This window comes from Sphingopyxis sp. BSN-002 (assembly GCF_022024275.1).
Lineage (GTDB): Bacteria > Pseudomonadota > Alphaproteobacteria > Sphingomonadales > Sphingomonadaceae > Sphingopyxis.
This window is the reverse complement of the sequence record NZ_CP091804.1, coordinates 2954550-2968709: the sequence shown is the minus strand read 5'-3', so window position 1 is coordinate 2968709 and position 14160 is coordinate 2954550. Positions and strand designations below refer to the sequence as shown.

Sequence of the window (14160 nt, the reverse complement as noted above, 5' to 3'; positions counted from 1 at the left end):
CTTATCGACTTCGAACCCGGCGACACGCAAATCTGCCTGTCGGTCGGCCGCCTGATCCACGACGACGATTGCGTCAAGGTCCTTGCCGGATCGGCCATGCTCATCGGCGACGAGGGCCTGCGGATGAGCGGCATCATCGAGATTCCGGCGCGGTGCGTGGTGCGGATTGTGCGGTTGGAGGAAATCAGACGATGTCCAAGGGACCAGAACAATCTCCAGACGCTACATCTGCAAATGCTGAATGATCGCGCTACGCGCGTGAGCCGACATCGCCGCTGCAAACCCGCACGGCAACGCATTTCCGATAATATTGCACACCTTATCCATATGATTGCTCGATATAAGGTAGCTTTCGGGAAACTCTTGGATCAGTGCCGCCTCCTTAACAGAAATCGTACGCAATTGCTCTGGGTGACCGAACCTACCTTTGCTGAGCGTTGTGCAGCCGCCGGTCATCGTAGGAGGCGTTTGATTCCACTCCATTCGTCCATAGACATTCGAAAAGCCCGTATACTCGCCCTGATGGCAAGGCACACGCAGACTTTCGGGAATGTCCTTCCATGATCCACCCGGTTTAGCATGAGAAAGCCGTTGCAAATTTATATCGCTCATATTTCGAACATAGTGCCAATCCGCGACCTTCGTACCTTCCTTGATCGTATTGCGTTTGAACGCTTTAGCTGCAGGCAAGCCACCAATAACATCTCTAACCGTCTTCCATTTCGGTTTTCCGTTAGCACCTTGCCTGTCATAGACCGCTTCAGGCATCTTTATTTCAAACCCAAGTCCCGCAAACAAAACCAGCCGACGCCGAAACTGCGGTGTACCATAGTCAGCTACCTGTAGAACGTCATAATTCACCTTATAGCCCATATTCTCTAGATCTTCTATGAAGCTACTAAGTCTTGATTTTCCTTTTTTTGCTAGACCCGGAACATTTTCCATCATCACAGCCATTGGCTTGCAAGCTACGACCAATCTTTTCATTTCATCAATAAGATCATTTCTCGGATCATATCGACGATATTTAGACGTTAAGCTTGTAAATCCTTGGCAAGGAGGGCATCCAGCAATTAGGTCGACCTTTCCACCAGCATCCGACAATATAGATTCTGGCATTACGTCCCTGATATCGTCGCAATGCAACTTAACTTCGGGATGATTGATCGAATATGTGCTTGATGCATGACTATCGCACTCGACGGCAGACGAAACTTTAAAGCCAGCCGTTTTGAGGCCCACGGTCAACCCTCCGCCGCCAGCAAACAAATCTACGGCCTGCAGGATCATACTCAACCTCTTTCTTTCAAGAGGTTAGATAGATGCTCATCGTTGGTTGCCACTCTCTCTAGAGCTCGCCATACATCAGGCCCGCCAAACTCGATTATTTGTTGAATCCTTGCGTCATCAGGATCAGGGTCCGCCGTCTTCAACATGGCAGCTAGCATGTCGACATGGCCTCGACGAGATTCGTTAAGAACATCGGCCCACGACATGATACGCAAATCATCTCGCTTGGGTTCAAGCCCCTTCCCATTCGATCCGACCAAGATACCTTCGATTTTGCTGCTCGGATACTGCTGCTCCAAATACGTCAGATATGAAGCAAGCTGTTCTCGATTAGACAGCGTCAAATCATCCCGAGGGGTTTTCAATTCCACAACGACAATTTGCGCCTTTTCAAGATCGCTATAAAAAACGAAATCCGGCTTTGTTTCCTCATCAACCGGATTACTTAGATCAACCCGCGAAGGAGAAAGGCCCCTCTTCGCCGCCTCCATCACGAGAGTCTTAAGCTGCTGATTTGCTGTTAATTTTTCATATCCCGGTTGAATAATCCAAGGAAATCGCTCCAAGAGCTTCTGCATTTCCGGCTCACCGCGGCTGTGCTGATAGTCTGACAAGCAGGAGATCGCATAAGCCCGCTCAGCAAATGTGACGGCTATCGACAGCGCTTCAGGAATCGCCGCGTCGGCTATCTTCTCGACGACCCCAAGAAACTCGCCCGCTTCAGCGCTGCCATCTTTAGAATAGCTCGACCACAAACGTTTCAACAACGTACGGGTGGGCACATGGAGGTAGGCTTTCATAACCGCCGCTGTGACTTTTTCATCAGACCCATCGTGTTTCGGTAGCGATGGCGTCACCTCAGCTAGAAGCTTAGAAAGTATGGCCTTCTCATCATCGCGAATCTTGGGAAGTTCGCCTTGCGAAATTTTCGATTCAACAAGCTCCTGTATTCGGCGCTCTTCATCGCCTGACCGAAATACACGATACTCCTCAATCCACAGACGTAAGTTCTTTGCGCCCCATTCGTAGAGTTGCAACGCTATGGGATTATCCCAATCGATCGAACTCCGATCGGTAGAGATCACATCTTCATTTTGCTCGTCCAAGAAATCTGCTTCTACAACAGCATACATATACCTCGTAAATATCTCCCGACCCTTTACGCCAAAAGTGAAAGGACGGTCTTGAGCTATTTTCCCATGAGCATAGACACCGACGCCAGCTTCATCACTGGGCCATGACGCTACTTTAACAAAACCAACCCAGTACCTTACCTGATTCCCTCCAATATTTTCTACTGAGAATCCAGTTTTAGGTATTCTAAACTCAAATTTTGGTAGAGAAGTATCATCCTCAATTTTATCACCGTTTACAAAAACAGAAAAATCTTCCCGATTTAAAGTTACCGTAAACCTTCGCCCCATTCCCTCTATGATATTTTCTTTAGATATCGGTCTAATAAGCGAAAGATTCGTAAGAAGTATAAGGGTTCCGGATCCGCTTCCTATAAAGGTCGAGAATTTTTCGATTTGTCCGGTCTTGTCTTCTGAGAAGGGGGCATCAGCCAACGGGCTATTCTGGAGCACCACCCTTGGCTCGTAGGTAGCAATCTCGGTCGGGGCTGTCGCGTCTCCTTCCTGAAGAAGAGCTGGCAGAGGCAGCTTAATCCATGTGGCCTGTCCGCCTGATACTGTTACGACATCAATCGTATTTGCGATCCCGAAGGGAGCCAATTTTCCGATGCCCTTCCGTCCCATCGCATAACGCTCGCCACGGACACGTCGCTTCGGCTTCCCAATCACCAAGTAATTTTCAGCGAGCTCAGTGGCGGTCATGCCAGAGCCGTTGTCCGATACAGCAACGAAGCGGCTATCGCGGTCGTCACTGACCGACATATCGATGTTGACGACTTTCGCGCCGGCATCCCACGAGTTGGATACCAACTCGGCGATAACGTTCGTGGGCTTATTTTGATACAGCTTGAGCCCGAGGTGCTCGATCACATGATGGCTGAACTTCAATTCGAATTTCGTGGCGCCACCTTCCGCCATGACCGCAGCCTCCATTATCTTATTATTTCAAATACATGGAAGGCAATGGCTGCTATATATGGAATCGCCCTCATGCCCCATTTGCCGGAGATGATCAGCAGCGCTGTAAGCTGGCGTCAACCCCCTCTTTGATCAAAAGTGGCGCTGTTTAGACGAGATCGATATATGCTCGTTACCTGCCCATCTAATCAGGCATCATCCCCCATCCGCAGCGCGGCGATAAACGCCTCCTGCGGAATGTTGACGTTGCCATATTCGCGCATCCGCTTCTTGCCCTCTTTCTGCTTTTCAAGGAGCTTCTTCTTGCGGGTCGCGTCGCCGCCGTAGCATTTGGCGGTCACGTCCTTGCGCAGCGCGGCGATGGTTTCGCGGGCGATCACCTTGCCGCCGATCGCGGCCTGGATCGGGATCTTGAACATGTGGCGCGGGATCAGGTCCTTGAGGCGCTCGCACATGCCGCGGCCGCGGCTTTCGGCGCTGCCGCGGTGGACGATCATGCTCAGCGCGTCGACGGGCTCGTTGTTGACGAGGATGCTCATCTTCACGAGGTCGCCGGCGCGGTGGCCGATCTGGTGGTAGTCGAACGACGCATAGCCGCGGCTGATGCTCTTCAGCCGGTCGTAGAAATCGAACACTACCTCGTTGAGCGGCAGTTCATAGGTGATCTGCGCGCGGCCGCCCACATAGGTCAGGTTCTTCTGCACCCCGCGGCGGTCCTGACACAGCTTCAGGATCGGGCCGAGATAATCGTCGGGGACATAGATCACCGCCTCGATCCACGGCTCCTCGATCTCGTCGATGCGGTTCGGGTCGGGCATGTCGGCGGGGTTGTGGAGCTCGATCTCCTTCGCCGCTTCATTCTTCGTGTGGCTCAGCTTCAGCTTGTAGACCACAGACGGCGCCGTCGTGATCAGGTCGAGGTCATATTCGCGGGTCAGCCGCTCCTGAATGATCTCGAGGTGGAGCAGGCCGAGGAAGCCGCAGCGGAAGCCGAAGCCGAGCGCGGCCGAGCTTTCCATCTCGAACGAGAAACTGGCATCGTTGAGGCGGAGCTTCTGGATGCTTTCGCGCAGCTTCTCGAAGTCGTTCGCGTCGGTCGGGAACAGGCCGCAGAAGACGACCGGCTGGACTTCCTTGAACCCCGGCAGCGGGTTCGCGGCGGGTTTCTTCGCGTCGGTCACCGTGTCGCCGACGCGCGCCTGCGCGACGTCCTTGATCTGCGCGGTGATGAAGCCGATCTCGCCCGGGCCGATCTCGGTCAGCTCCTCGCGCTTCGGCGTGAAACAGCCGACGCGGTCGATCAGGTGGGTGGTTCCCGCCTGCATGAACTTGATCTGCTGGCCTTTTTTCAGCACCCCGTCGACGACGCGGACGAGGATGACGACGCCGAGGTACGGGTCGTACCAGCTGTCGACGAGCATCGCGAGCAGCGGCGCCGCGGCGTCGCCCTTCGGCGGCGGGATCTTGGTGACGATCGCCTCGAGGCATTCCTCGATGCCGATCCCCGACTTCGCCGACGCGAGCACCGCGTCGTCGGCGGGCAGCCCGATGATGTCCTCGATCTCGGCCTTCACCTTGTCGACGTCGGCCGCGGGCAGATCTATCTTGTTGATGACGGGCACGATCTCGTGATCATGCTCGATCGACTGATAGACGTTCGCCAGCGTCTGCGCCTCGACCCCCTGCGCCGCGTCGACGACGAGCAGCGCGCCCTCGCACGCCGCGAGGCTGCGCGACACTTCATAGGCGAAGTCGACGTGGCCGGGCGTGTCCATCAGGTTGAGCTCGTACGTCTCGCCGTCGTGCGCCTTGTACTTCAGGCGCACCGTCTGCGCCTTGATCGTGATCCCGCGCTCCTTCTCGATGTCCATATTATCAAGGACTTGCGCCGACATCTCGCGCGCGGTCAGCCCCCCGGTGAACTGGATCAGCCGGTCGGCGAGCGTCGACTTGCCATGGTCGATATGCGCGATGATCGAGAAGTTACGAATATGCGAAAGAGGAGTTGTCATGGCGGCCCGTTAGCAGCGGAAAGCCGCGCTGTCAGCAGGCTTGGCTATCGCGCGAGCCAGCGCCGGCAATCGTCGCGCACGCGTGCATCGGGATCGCTCAGCCCGCGTTCCAATATCGCCATCCGGTCGTCGGCGATTGCCGCCAGCGCCGCGATCGCATTGGCGCGGACGCGCGGCACCGGATGCGCCTTTGCAAACTGCTCGGCGACGTCCCGGCCATTGTCGGAGAGGTGGACGGCGCAGCGGAGAAGCATTTCGCCGGGGGTCAGCGTCGGCCGCCTGGCGATCGTGCCATATTCGAGATCGACGATATATTGATCGCGCCACGGGATGTGCTCGCCCTCGTCCATGATATTGAGGCTGACCGAGAGGCTTTCCGGCGGAAGCTGGCTGTGGATGTCCCGGTGGGCGCGATAGAGCATCATCTTGCCCTCCTCCAGCCGGCTGCGCTCGACGAAATGGAGATTCAACGGCTCGCCAAGGCAGCCGTCCACCGCTTCCGCGTCATATTCGTAATAGTCGCTGATATAGCCGGGGCCTCGATAGCCGACGGTGAGAAAGTGGAAATTATGGTCGTGGGGAAGACCGTAAGCGAAGGCCGCCGGGCCGCTTGCGACACAGGCTGCGTCGGTCGCGGCAGGCCAGAGATTGGCGCGGAGAAAGAAGCCGCGCCGACTGCGGTGGAGAAGAAAGACCTGCGCCGAATAGCGGCTCGTGGCAAGCTGATCGACATAGCTTGCCTTGAGTTCGGCGATGACACGCTCGGCGAGAAAATCGCGGTTCCGCGACAGGCCGGCGAGAAGGTCGGCGCATTTTGCGAGGCTGGCTTCGTCGGTCAGATCGACGCCCCGTTCGTCGAGGCGCGCGACGACTTCGGCAAGATCATATTCCGGGCCGGCGGGCGGGTCGATCAACTGAGGCACGCCGGGATTTCCTTCCGGTCATAGAGCGCCAGCACAGCCTTTGCAGCATGGCGGACTTCAGGGTGAGGATCGCCCTCCGCCATCCGCACGACACAGGGATAGGCCGCAGCCGCGTCGAGCGCGATCAGATCCCGCAGCGCCAGCCAGCGTGCGGCAAAATCCCCGGCTCCGGTTGCAGTTACGAACAGCGGCACGGCATCGGCACGGCCGAGCATCCGAAGCATGGCCAACGCCATCTGGCAAAAGCTGCGGTCACGGCGCGACGCCGATACATGGAGCAAACGGCCGCTCGCACTATCATAGCTGCGGATCGGCAGCGAAGACGGAGGCTGCGCCGACAGCTCGAGAATTACTATATCGCGGGTCGCGCCCGACAGCGTGAAAGCCTGCCGCGCGGTGTCGAGTATCCAGCATTCGCCATCGACGAGCGCACGGGACGGCCCGGTCCGGCATCGCGCCGCTCCCGCCGCGGTAAAGACGCCCGCTTCTTCATCGGCGGACACGGCAACGTCGTGAAAACAGACCGCGGCACCGCCGTCCGCAAGGATGCGAAAAGCCGAGCGACCGGGAATGAACAGCGCCGCCGTCGACGACGGGGTCCCGGCAGGATGCAGCTGCAGCGACAGGCGGATCGCGCCGCGCTCGGCGAGAATGAGGCCGCCGGCCCCTTCGCCGCCACCGACGGGGCGCAACGGCGGACGAGCGAAGGGATCGGCGGCAAGCAGGCCCGTCGCGGCGGCGAGCCGCTCGCGAAGCCAGCCCGTATCCGAGAGCCAGGGCATCAGCGCCGCAATCGCGATTTCGGGCGATGCATCGGCAACGGCATCGATCGCCGCATTCAGACCGCCGGGCAGCCCATCGCTCGACCGCCATCGCGCTTCGAGATCGAGCGTCGCCGCGCGCAGACGGTCGCGGCGCGCATCGTCGTGCCGCGGGAAGTGATCGTGGCGGGATCGGGCCATGGTGCAGAGCTGCCGAAGAAGTCCGAGAATGGAGGGCGGGCGGCAAAGGCCGCCCGCGAGCCCGGTCAGTCGTAAATTATCGTAACGACCGTGACGGTCACTTCGAACACGCCCGGATTGTTGATGGCGCTTTCGCCGGCGAAGGAGCCGAAAAGGCCCACCGCTGTGCCGAGCATTGGTACCTCGTCGATATCGATGGCGGGTAAAGGCATAAGTCCCTCCTGTCAGTATGGCGGCGCATCGCGGCCGCAGACCTGATGGCTATGGGCGGCCACCAGCGGTGCCCAGTTAACTTATCGTAATTGCCATGCCGCCGTTCGTCGAAGCGCCGTTGCGACGCGAGCCATGGCAGCTAGCGTCGTGACAAACAGGGAGATGCTTCATGCGCCACGCCTTTGCCGCCGCCCTCTTGTGCCTGCTTCCCGCGACGCCCGCCCATGCCGAGACGCTGCTCGTCGGCAACAAGGGCGAGGATACGCTGAGCCTGATCGACCTCGAATCGGGCACAGAACGGGCGCGATTGCCGACCGGAAAGATGCCGCACGAAATTGCGATCTCGCCCGACGGCAGGCAGGCGGCGGTCGTCGCCTATGGCGGGACAACGATCGATATCGTCGACATCGCGGGCGCGAAGAAACTGCGCACCATAGACATCAGCCCGAACCAGCGGCCGCACGGGCTGCTGTGGCTGTCCGACGGACGACTGGTCGCGACCGCCGAGGCGAGCCAGTCGGTCGCGGTGGTTGCGCCCGACGGCACGATAAGCTCGATTCCGACCGGGCAGCAGGGATCGCATATGGTCGTCGTCGCGCCCGACAACCGCACCGCCTATGTTGCCAATATCGCGTCGGGGACGGTGAGCGTGCTCGACCTGAACGACGCAAAGAAGCTGCGCGACCTGCCCGTTGGCGGCAAACCCGAGGGGCTCTCACTGGCGAAGGGCGGCCGCGAGCTATGGGTCGGCGACCTGTCGGCGCCGCGCGTGTCGGTATGGGATACCGCGAGCGGCGAAAAAGTCGCCGAGCAGGCGGTCGATCCGGTCGCGATCCGCGTGCTGGCGAGCCCTGACGGCCAATGGGTCGCGACAAGCAATATCGGCGCGGGGACGATCAGCCTGTTCGACGCCGAAACGCGTGCGCTCGCGAAGACGATCGCGGTATCGGAAGGCGATGCGGCGCGGCAGGTGACCTTGCTGTGGAGCCCCGACGGCAAGCGCCTCTACGCTGCCGAAACCGGGGTCGACAAGGTCGCCGAGATCGATGTCGCGAGCGGAAAGGTGCTGCGGCGGATCGCCGCGGGCACGAACGGCGACGGGCTGGCGATCGCGCCTTAGCGGGAGCCATTGTGGTGCCGGGCCGTTATACAGGCCCGACCGACCTGTGGAGCAAGCCGATGAATCCGACCATCACCGCTTTCGAAAACTCGCCCGACGAAGGCGAGGGCATGGCGCGCGACATGCCGGTACGCTGGGCGTTCGAAGAAGTCGGTCAGTCCTATGACGTGCGGCTGGTCTCATTCGCGGGGATGAAACAGCCCGCGCATGTCGCGCTGCACCCGTTCGGGCAGATCCCGACCTATGAGGCGGGCGGCCTGACCTTGTTCGAGTCGGGCGCGATCGTGCTCCATATTGCCGGGTTGCGTCCGGGTCTGCTGCCTGCCGACGCCGGTGCACGGGCGCGTGCGATCAGCTGGATGTTCGCGGCGCTGAGCACGGTCGAGCCGCCCATCGTCGACCGCGAGGTCGCATGGTTCACCGAACGCGACAAAAGCTGGTACGACGAGCGTGCCGCGGCGATCGAAGAGCGTATCCGCAGCCGGCTGGGCGACCTGTCGCGCCGACTGGGCGACGCCGAATGGCTCGATGGCGATTTCAGCGCGGGCGACCTGCTGATGATTTCGGTCCTGCGGCGGATCGAGGATGTGCCGCTGCTCGGCGAATATCCGAACCTTGCCGCCTATGTCGCGCGCGGCAAGGCGCGGCCGGCGTTCCGGCGCGCGTTCGAGGCGCAATATGCGGTGTTCCTCGCCGCTAAAGGCTGATCGGTTCGATCCAGAGCGACAGGCCCGGGGGCGGATCGGCGGGCGGCGCGTCGGCGATATGGCGCACTGCGTCGGCACGCGCGCGGTCGAGGATAGCCTCCGGAACAGTCGCCGCGTGGAAGATATGATCGGCCTCGCCAAGCAGGCGCGCCGCACGGAGGGTCAGGTCGTCGGGGTCGGCGCCGGTCGGCCGGATCGTTTCAAGGCGCGCGAGTGCAACCGGAATGTCTCCGGCCAACCAGTTGTCGACCCCGTCGGCAGCATCTGCACCAAGCGGATCGAGCGCCCCGCCCGTTGCCAGCGCCGCGTCGATCGCACGGCGACGGTCGGCCGCGGCGGGCCACCGCGCTTTCATTGCCCCGCGCGCGGCATGGAGCCCGGTCGCGAGCGCGCCGAGACGCGAGGGCAGCAGCGCCTCGATGCGCTGGCGGATCGCTTTCGCGAGGCCCGCCGAAGCGCCGCCGGTGCCGATCGCGATCGTGACGGGCGCGCGGTCGACGATCGCGGGGGTGGTGAAGTCGCAGAGGTCGGGACGGTCGACGACGTTGACGAGCAGCCCGCGCGCGCGAAGCCCGGCGGCGGCGGCTTCGGCGCCCTCATCGAGCGCGACGAAGGCGAGGCTCGCGCCCTCCTCCCATGCCGGGACGATCCGCCCGCCCGCGCGCGTGATCAGCCGCGCCTTGGCATCGGCAGCCTCCCCCTCCCCGACCAGCACGACCGTGCGGCCGCGCAGGTTCAGGAAGAGAGGAAGCTGCTCCATGCTCAGTCGATCCAGTCGGGGACGCGCTCGGCGGCCATGATCGTCGAGGCGGCGATGCGGTCGGCGACCTTGATATAGCGGTCGCCGTCGACGAGTACCTCGGGAACGAGGCTGCGGCTGTTGTAGGTCGACGCCATCGTCGCGCCATAGGCCCCCGCGGTGCGGAACACCGCGAGGTCGCCCGACTCCACCGTGTCGATCACGCGATCGCGCGCGAAGGTGTCGCCGGTTTCGCATACGGGCCCAACGATCGATGCCGTCATCTGTTCGCCCGTCGGCTTCACCGCGACGAAATCATGATACGCGTCGTAGAGCGCCGGGCGCGCGAGGTCGTTCATCGCAGCGTCGACGATGACGAACGGGTTGGTCGCGCCGGGCTTGACCCACAGCACCTCGGTCAGCAGCACGCCGGTGTTGCCCGCAATGACGCGGCCCGGTTCGAACATCAGGGTAACGTCCCAGTCCTTCGTCACGCGCGCCACCATGGCACCATAGTCGGCCGGGCTCGGCGGATTATCCTCGGGCCGGTAGGGCACACCGAGCCCGCCGCCGAGATCGACATGGGTGATGCTGTGTCCGGCGGCGCGGAGGTCGGCGACGAGGCGGCCGACGCGCTCGAACGCCGCCTCGAGCGGGTCGAGGCTGGTCAGCTGGCTGCCGATATGAAGCGCGACGCCGCGCATCTGGAGGCCGGGAAGCGCGGCGAGGCGGCCGAAGATATCGGGCGCGGCGTCGATGCCGACGCCGAACTTGTTCTCGGCCTTGCCGGTCGAGATCTTCGCGTGCGTGCCCGCATCGACGTCGGGATTGACGCGCAGCACCGCGGGCGCCGTCATTTCCTTTGCCAGCGCGATTTCGGCGAGCGCGACACCCTCGGGCTCATGCTCGATGTTGAACTGGCCGATGCCGCGATCGAGACCCTGGGCCAGCTCGGCGCGCGTCTTGCCGACGCCCGAGAAGACGATGTCCTGCGGCGCCATGCCGGAGGCGAGCGCGCGTTCGAGCTCGCCGCCCGAGACGACGTCGGCACCATAGCCCTGCCGCGCGAGGACACGCAGCACGCCAAGGTTGGGGTTGCACTTGATCGCGAAGGCGATGTGCTTCCGCGGAATGTCCTTCAGCGCGTCGGCGAACACCTGGGCATGGCGTTCGAGCGTCGCGCGCGAATAGACATAGACGGGGGTACCGATTTCCTCGGCAATGCGGGGCAGCGGAATATCTTCGGCGTGGAGGACGCCGTCACGCAATTCAAAATGGTCCACAATCAGATCCTAATCTTCATAAGCCGTTCGCCCTGAGCTTGTCGAAGGGCCGTCCTTTTCCGCTCTGACGTTCAAGAAGAACGGTGCTTCGACAAGCTCAGCACGAACGGAAAAGAGGAAGGTCCTGGAAGTCAGCCCGGAGGCGGCAAGTCGAAATCGTCGGGTTCGCGTTGTTCGGACCGTTTGAGAAGTTCGTCGCTGCGCGCGGGCTTTGCCTGCGCGTCGGGCGTCGTGAGTTCCTCCGTGGTTGGGGCGCGCTTGGCACCGACGGGAATCGCTGCTGCGGGCTGACCCGCTACAGGCTTCAGATCTTCCTTGCTGCCGCACGCACCAAGGAGCGCAGTGGCGGCGAGCGTAAATATGATGGGGCGAAGTCTCGCCATCAATCCTGTCCTTCCAGCGCGGCGCGCGCCGCGGCAATGGCCTGCCTTACCCGTTCGGGCGCCGTGCCGCCATAGCTGGTGCGGCTGGCGACCGAAGCCTCGACGGTAAGCGCCGCAAGTGCATCGGGCGTCACAGCGGGGTGGATCGCCGAGGCTTCACCGGGATGCAGCGCCGAGAGTTCAACGCCCAGTTGCTCGGCGCGTTTCACGCAGGCACCGACAATATGATGCGCCTCGCGGAACGGCACGCCCGCCTCGCGGACCAGCCAGTCGGCGAGATCGGTCGCGGTCGAATAGCCGGAGGCGGCCAGCGCGCGCATCCGGTCGGTGCGGAAGGTCAGCGTTTCGACCATACCCGTCATCGCCGCGAGCGACAGCGCGAGCGCGTCGAAGGCGCCGAACACCGTTTCCTTGTCGTCCTGCAGATCCTTCGAATAGGTGAGCGGCAGGCCCTTCACGATCACCGACAGACGCTGGAAGGCGCCGAGCAGCAGGCCGGCACGGCCGCGCACGAGCTCGGCGGCGTCGGGGTTGCGCTTCTGCGGCATGATCGAGCTGCCGGTCGACCAGGCGTCGGGCAGGCTGACGAAGCCAAAGGGCTGGCTCGCCCAGATCACGACCTCTTCGGCAAGGCGCGACAGGTGGATCGCCGCGATCGACGCCGAGGCGCAGAATTCGAGCGCGAAGTCGCGGTCGGACACCGCGTCGATGCTGTTCGCCATCGGGCGGTCGAAGCCGAGCGCCGCGGCGGTCGCCTCGCGGTCGAGCGGAAAGCTTGTCCCGGCAAGTGCAGCGGCGCCGAGCGGCGATTCGTTGAGGCGGCGGCGCGCATCGGCGAAACGGCTACGGTCACGGCCGAACATCTCGACATAGGCGAGCAGGTGGTGGCCGAGCGTCACCGGCTGCGCGACCTGCAAATGCGTGAAGCCCGGCATGATGCTGTCCGCATGTTCCTCGGCGCGCGCGAGCAATGCCGACTGGAGCGCCTTCAGCCCCGCGTCGATGCGCGTGCAGGCGGTGCGCACCCAGAGGCGGAAATCGGTCGCGACCTGATCGTTGCGCGAGCGCGCGGTGTGCAGCCGCCCGGCGGGCTCGCCGACCAGTTCCTTCAGCCGCGATTCGACGGTCATGTGGATGTCTTCGAGGCTGAGGTCGACGGGCACGCCGTTTTCGGCGAATTCGTCGGCGATCAGCGCGAGGCCGCGGTCGATGACAACGGCATCCTCGGTGGCGATAATGCCGGTGGCGCCCAGCATCGCGGCATGCGCGCGGCTGGCGGCGATATCCTCTTCCCACAGGCGCTTGTCGACGGGGATCGAGGCGTTAATCTCTTGCATGATCGCCGCGGGTCCGCCACCGAAGCGACCGCCCCACATGCTGTTGCTGTCCGGAGTATCCGCCATTCGCCGCAATCCAAGCCTGTATCCCGCGATCCTCGCCCTCATTCTGGCCGGACCGGTCGCGGGCTGCGATAGGCAAAAGGTGGCCGGGGAGCAAGCGGGAGCACCCCAAGCAAATATTTCGCCGGACGAAGCGAAGGCTGGCCGCGGTGTCGAGACGTTCGAGCATCAGGTCGAGCTCGGCAATGCCGGCAAGCCCGCCCCGACGGCGGCGTTCCGCGGGCCGGATGATGCGCCGACGACGCTCGCCGCGTTCCGCGGCAAGCCCTTGCTCGTCAACCTGTGGGCCACCTGGTGCGCGCCATGCGTCGCCGAGATGCCGACGCTCGATGCGCTCGCGGCAAAGGAAGGCGAGCGCATGACGGTGATCGCCGTCGCGCAGGATCTGCAGGGCGCCGAAATCGTCGATCCGTGGTTCCAGAAGGCAGGCCTCAAGGCGCTGCAGCCCTATCTCGACCCCGATAACGCCCTGCTCGACGCCGCGAACAGCGCGCTTCCGACCAGCATCTTCTACGACGCCGAGGGCCGCGAACTGTGGCGCGTCGTCGGCGCGATCGACTGGAACGGGGCGGAGGCGAAGGCCTTGCTGGCCGAGGGTGGCATAAAATAAACGAAGGGGGCGGACGCCACACACGTCCGCCCCCTCCTACCCGGGCAAGGTCCGGGTCAGCCGCCGACCGTCACGCGGCCGCTGCGGTATCCTTTCTTGCGCATTTCCTTGACATAATCCTTGTCGGCGTCGGTCACCTCGGTGGTCCATTCGTCCCACGCGTCCCAGCGATCCTCGCGGTCGGTCGAATGGCGAAGGTCGCTGACCAGCTCCTTCTCGGCCTCGAGGATGTCGGCTTTGTAATTGTACCAATATTGGTTGTAGACGCCGGCAATCGGCACGGCGCGGATTTCGGGGCGGTCGAAGCCCGCGGGCATCGAGCCATAGGGAACCGCGGCAACCGCGGCGCTGGCGGGAAGAGCCATAAGTACCGCCAAAGTCGTCCATTTTTTCATCGTTCTTCTCCTTGGGACCCTGTTGGTCAGGAGGAACAACGAAGGAGGCGGGCAATTTCTTCCCGCTTGGCC

General features: G+C 62.3%; 14 protein-coding genes. 3 read left to right on the top strand and 11 right to left on the bottom strand.

Annotated elements, in window-relative coordinates; translation table 11 throughout:
• Positions 1-222: 222 nt before the first annotated feature.
• From L7H23_RS14730 to L7H23_RS14705, 6 genes are all read right to left on the bottom strand, one after another.
• Positions 223-1290 (bottom strand): DNA cytosine methyltransferase, encoded by a 1068-nt coding sequence (locus L7H23_RS14730; protein ID WP_237836619.1) that lies wholly within the window; start codon positions 1288-1290, stop codon positions 223-225.
• A 2-nt stretch (positions 1291-1292) separates the two neighbouring features.
• Positions 1293-3356, bottom strand: a complete 2064-nt coding sequence (locus L7H23_RS14725) for an ATP-binding protein (RefSeq protein WP_237836618.1) — start codon at positions 3354-3356, stop codon at positions 1293-1295.
• Between the two features lie 173 nt (positions 3357-3529).
• A complete protein-coding gene (gene lepA, locus L7H23_RS14720; protein ID WP_237836617.1) occupies positions 3530-5353 on the bottom strand; it encodes a translation elongation factor 4 in 1824 nt (607 codons plus the stop codon).
• Positions 5354-5397: 44 nt separating this feature from the next.
• Entirely contained in the window at positions 5398-6276 is an 879-nt protein-coding gene (locus L7H23_RS14715) for a transposase (protein ID WP_237836616.1), read from the bottom strand.
• Positions 6264-7238, bottom strand: a complete 975-nt coding sequence (locus tag L7H23_RS14710) for a hypothetical protein (protein ID WP_237836615.1) — start codon at positions 7236-7238, stop codon at positions 6264-6266. Before L7H23_RS14710 ends, L7H23_RS14715 begins: the two co-directional genes overlap by 13 nt.
• A 65-nt stretch (positions 7239-7303) precedes the next feature.
• Positions 7304-7450, bottom strand: coding sequence for a hypothetical protein (locus L7H23_RS14705; RefSeq protein ID WP_237836614.1), 147 nt, complete (start codon positions 7448-7450; stop codon positions 7304-7306).
• Between the two features lie 170 nt (positions 7451-7620).
• Between L7H23_RS14705 and L7H23_RS14700 the strand changes: the two genes are divergently transcribed.
• Both L7H23_RS14700 and L7H23_RS14695 read left to right on the top strand, forming a co-directional pair.
• Positions 7621-8571: a hypothetical protein gene (locus L7H23_RS14700; RefSeq protein ID WP_237836613.1), complete on the top strand. Its 951-nt coding sequence runs from the start codon at positions 7621-7623 to the stop codon at positions 8569-8571.
• Positions 8572-8630: 59 nt separating this feature from the next.
• The gene (locus L7H23_RS14695; protein ID WP_237836612.1) at positions 8631-9278 is read left to right on the top strand and encodes a glutathione S-transferase family protein; all 648 of its coding nucleotides are present in this window, start codon (positions 8631-8633) and stop codon (positions 9276-9278) included.
• Here L7H23_RS14695 and L7H23_RS14690 read toward each other — a convergent pair.
• The 4 genes from L7H23_RS14690 to argH all read right to left on the bottom strand — a co-directional run bounded on the left by L7H23_RS14690 (position 9268) and on the right by argH (position 13086).
• Entirely contained in the window at positions 9268-10038 is a 771-nt protein-coding gene (locus L7H23_RS14690) for a bifunctional precorrin-2 dehydrogenase/sirohydrochlorin ferrochelatase (RefSeq protein WP_237836611.1), read from the bottom strand. The two genes, L7H23_RS14695 and L7H23_RS14690, sit on opposite strands and share 11 nt — an antisense overlap.
• Before the next feature lie 2 nt (positions 10039-10040).
• Positions 10041-11300: a diaminopimelate decarboxylase gene (lysA, locus tag L7H23_RS14685; RefSeq protein ID WP_237836610.1), complete on the bottom strand. Its 1260-nt coding sequence runs from the start codon at positions 11298-11300 to the stop codon at positions 10041-10043.
• Between the two features lie 131 nt (positions 11301-11431).
• On the bottom strand, positions 11432-11683 hold the full coding sequence (locus tag L7H23_RS14680) for a hypothetical protein (RefSeq protein WP_237836609.1): 252 nt from the start codon (positions 11681-11683) through the stop codon (positions 11432-11434).
• Positions 11683-13086, bottom strand: a complete 1404-nt coding sequence (gene argH, locus L7H23_RS14675; protein ID WP_237836608.1) for an argininosuccinate lyase — start codon at positions 13084-13086, stop codon at positions 11683-11685. The genes L7H23_RS14680 and argH overlap by 1 nt, the downstream gene beginning before the upstream one ends.
• Before the next feature lie 79 nt (positions 13087-13165).
• On the opposite strand from argH, the gene L7H23_RS14670 reads away from it, so the two are divergent.
• A complete protein-coding gene (locus L7H23_RS14670) occupies positions 13166-13693 on the top strand; it encodes a TlpA disulfide reductase family protein (protein ID WP_237836607.1) in 528 nt (175 codons plus the stop codon).
• Between the two features lie 56 nt (positions 13694-13749).
• Here the strand turns inward: L7H23_RS14670 and L7H23_RS14665 are convergent, their stop codons facing one another.
• Positions 13750-14088, bottom strand: a complete 339-nt coding sequence (locus L7H23_RS14665; RefSeq protein WP_237836606.1) for a hypothetical protein — start codon at positions 14086-14088, stop codon at positions 13750-13752.
• Positions 14089-14160 lie beyond the last annotated feature (72 nt).

Bases quoted from the DNA above. Each gene is read 5' to 3' on its own strand.
- L7H23_RS14690 (WP_237836611.1), bottom strand. From the start codon at position 10,038: ATGGAGCAGCTTCCTCTCTTCCTGAACCTGCGCGGCCGCACGGTCGTG.
- L7H23_RS14700 (WP_237836613.1), top strand. From the start codon at position 7,621: ATGCGCCACGCCTTTGCCGCCGCCCTCTTGTGCCTGCTTCCCGCGACG.
- lepA (WP_237836617.1), bottom strand. From the start codon at position 5,353: ATGACAACTCCTCTTTCGCATATTCGTAACTTCTCGATCATCGCGCAT.
- L7H23_RS14725 (WP_237836618.1), bottom strand. From the start codon at position 3,356: ATGGAGGCTGCGGTCATGGCGGAAGGTGGCGCCACGAAATTCGAATTG.
- L7H23_RS14665 (WP_237836606.1), bottom strand. From the start codon at position 14,088: ATGAAAAAATGGACGACTTTGGCGGTACTTATGGCTCTTCCCGCCAGC.
- L7H23_RS14705 (WP_237836614.1), bottom strand. From the start codon at position 7,450: ATGCCTTTACCCGCCATCGATATCGACGAGGTACCAATGCTCGGCACA.
- L7H23_RS14710 (WP_237836615.1), bottom strand. From the start codon at position 7,238: ATGGCCCGATCCCGCCACGATCACTTCCCGCGGCACGACGATGCGCGC.
- L7H23_RS14695 (WP_237836612.1), top strand. From the start codon at position 8,631: ATGAATCCGACCATCACCGCTTTCGAAAACTCGCCCGACGAAGGCGAG.
- L7H23_RS14730 (WP_237836619.1), bottom strand. From the start codon at position 1,290: ATGATCCTGCAGGCCGTAGATTTGTTTGCTGGCGGCGGAGGGTTGACC.
- argH (WP_237836608.1), bottom strand. From the start codon at position 13,086: ATGGCGGATACTCCGGACAGCAACAGCATGTGGGGCGGTCGCTTCGGT.
- L7H23_RS14680 (WP_237836609.1), bottom strand. From the start codon at position 11,683: ATGGCGAGACTTCGCCCCATCATATTTACGCTCGCCGCCACTGCGCTC.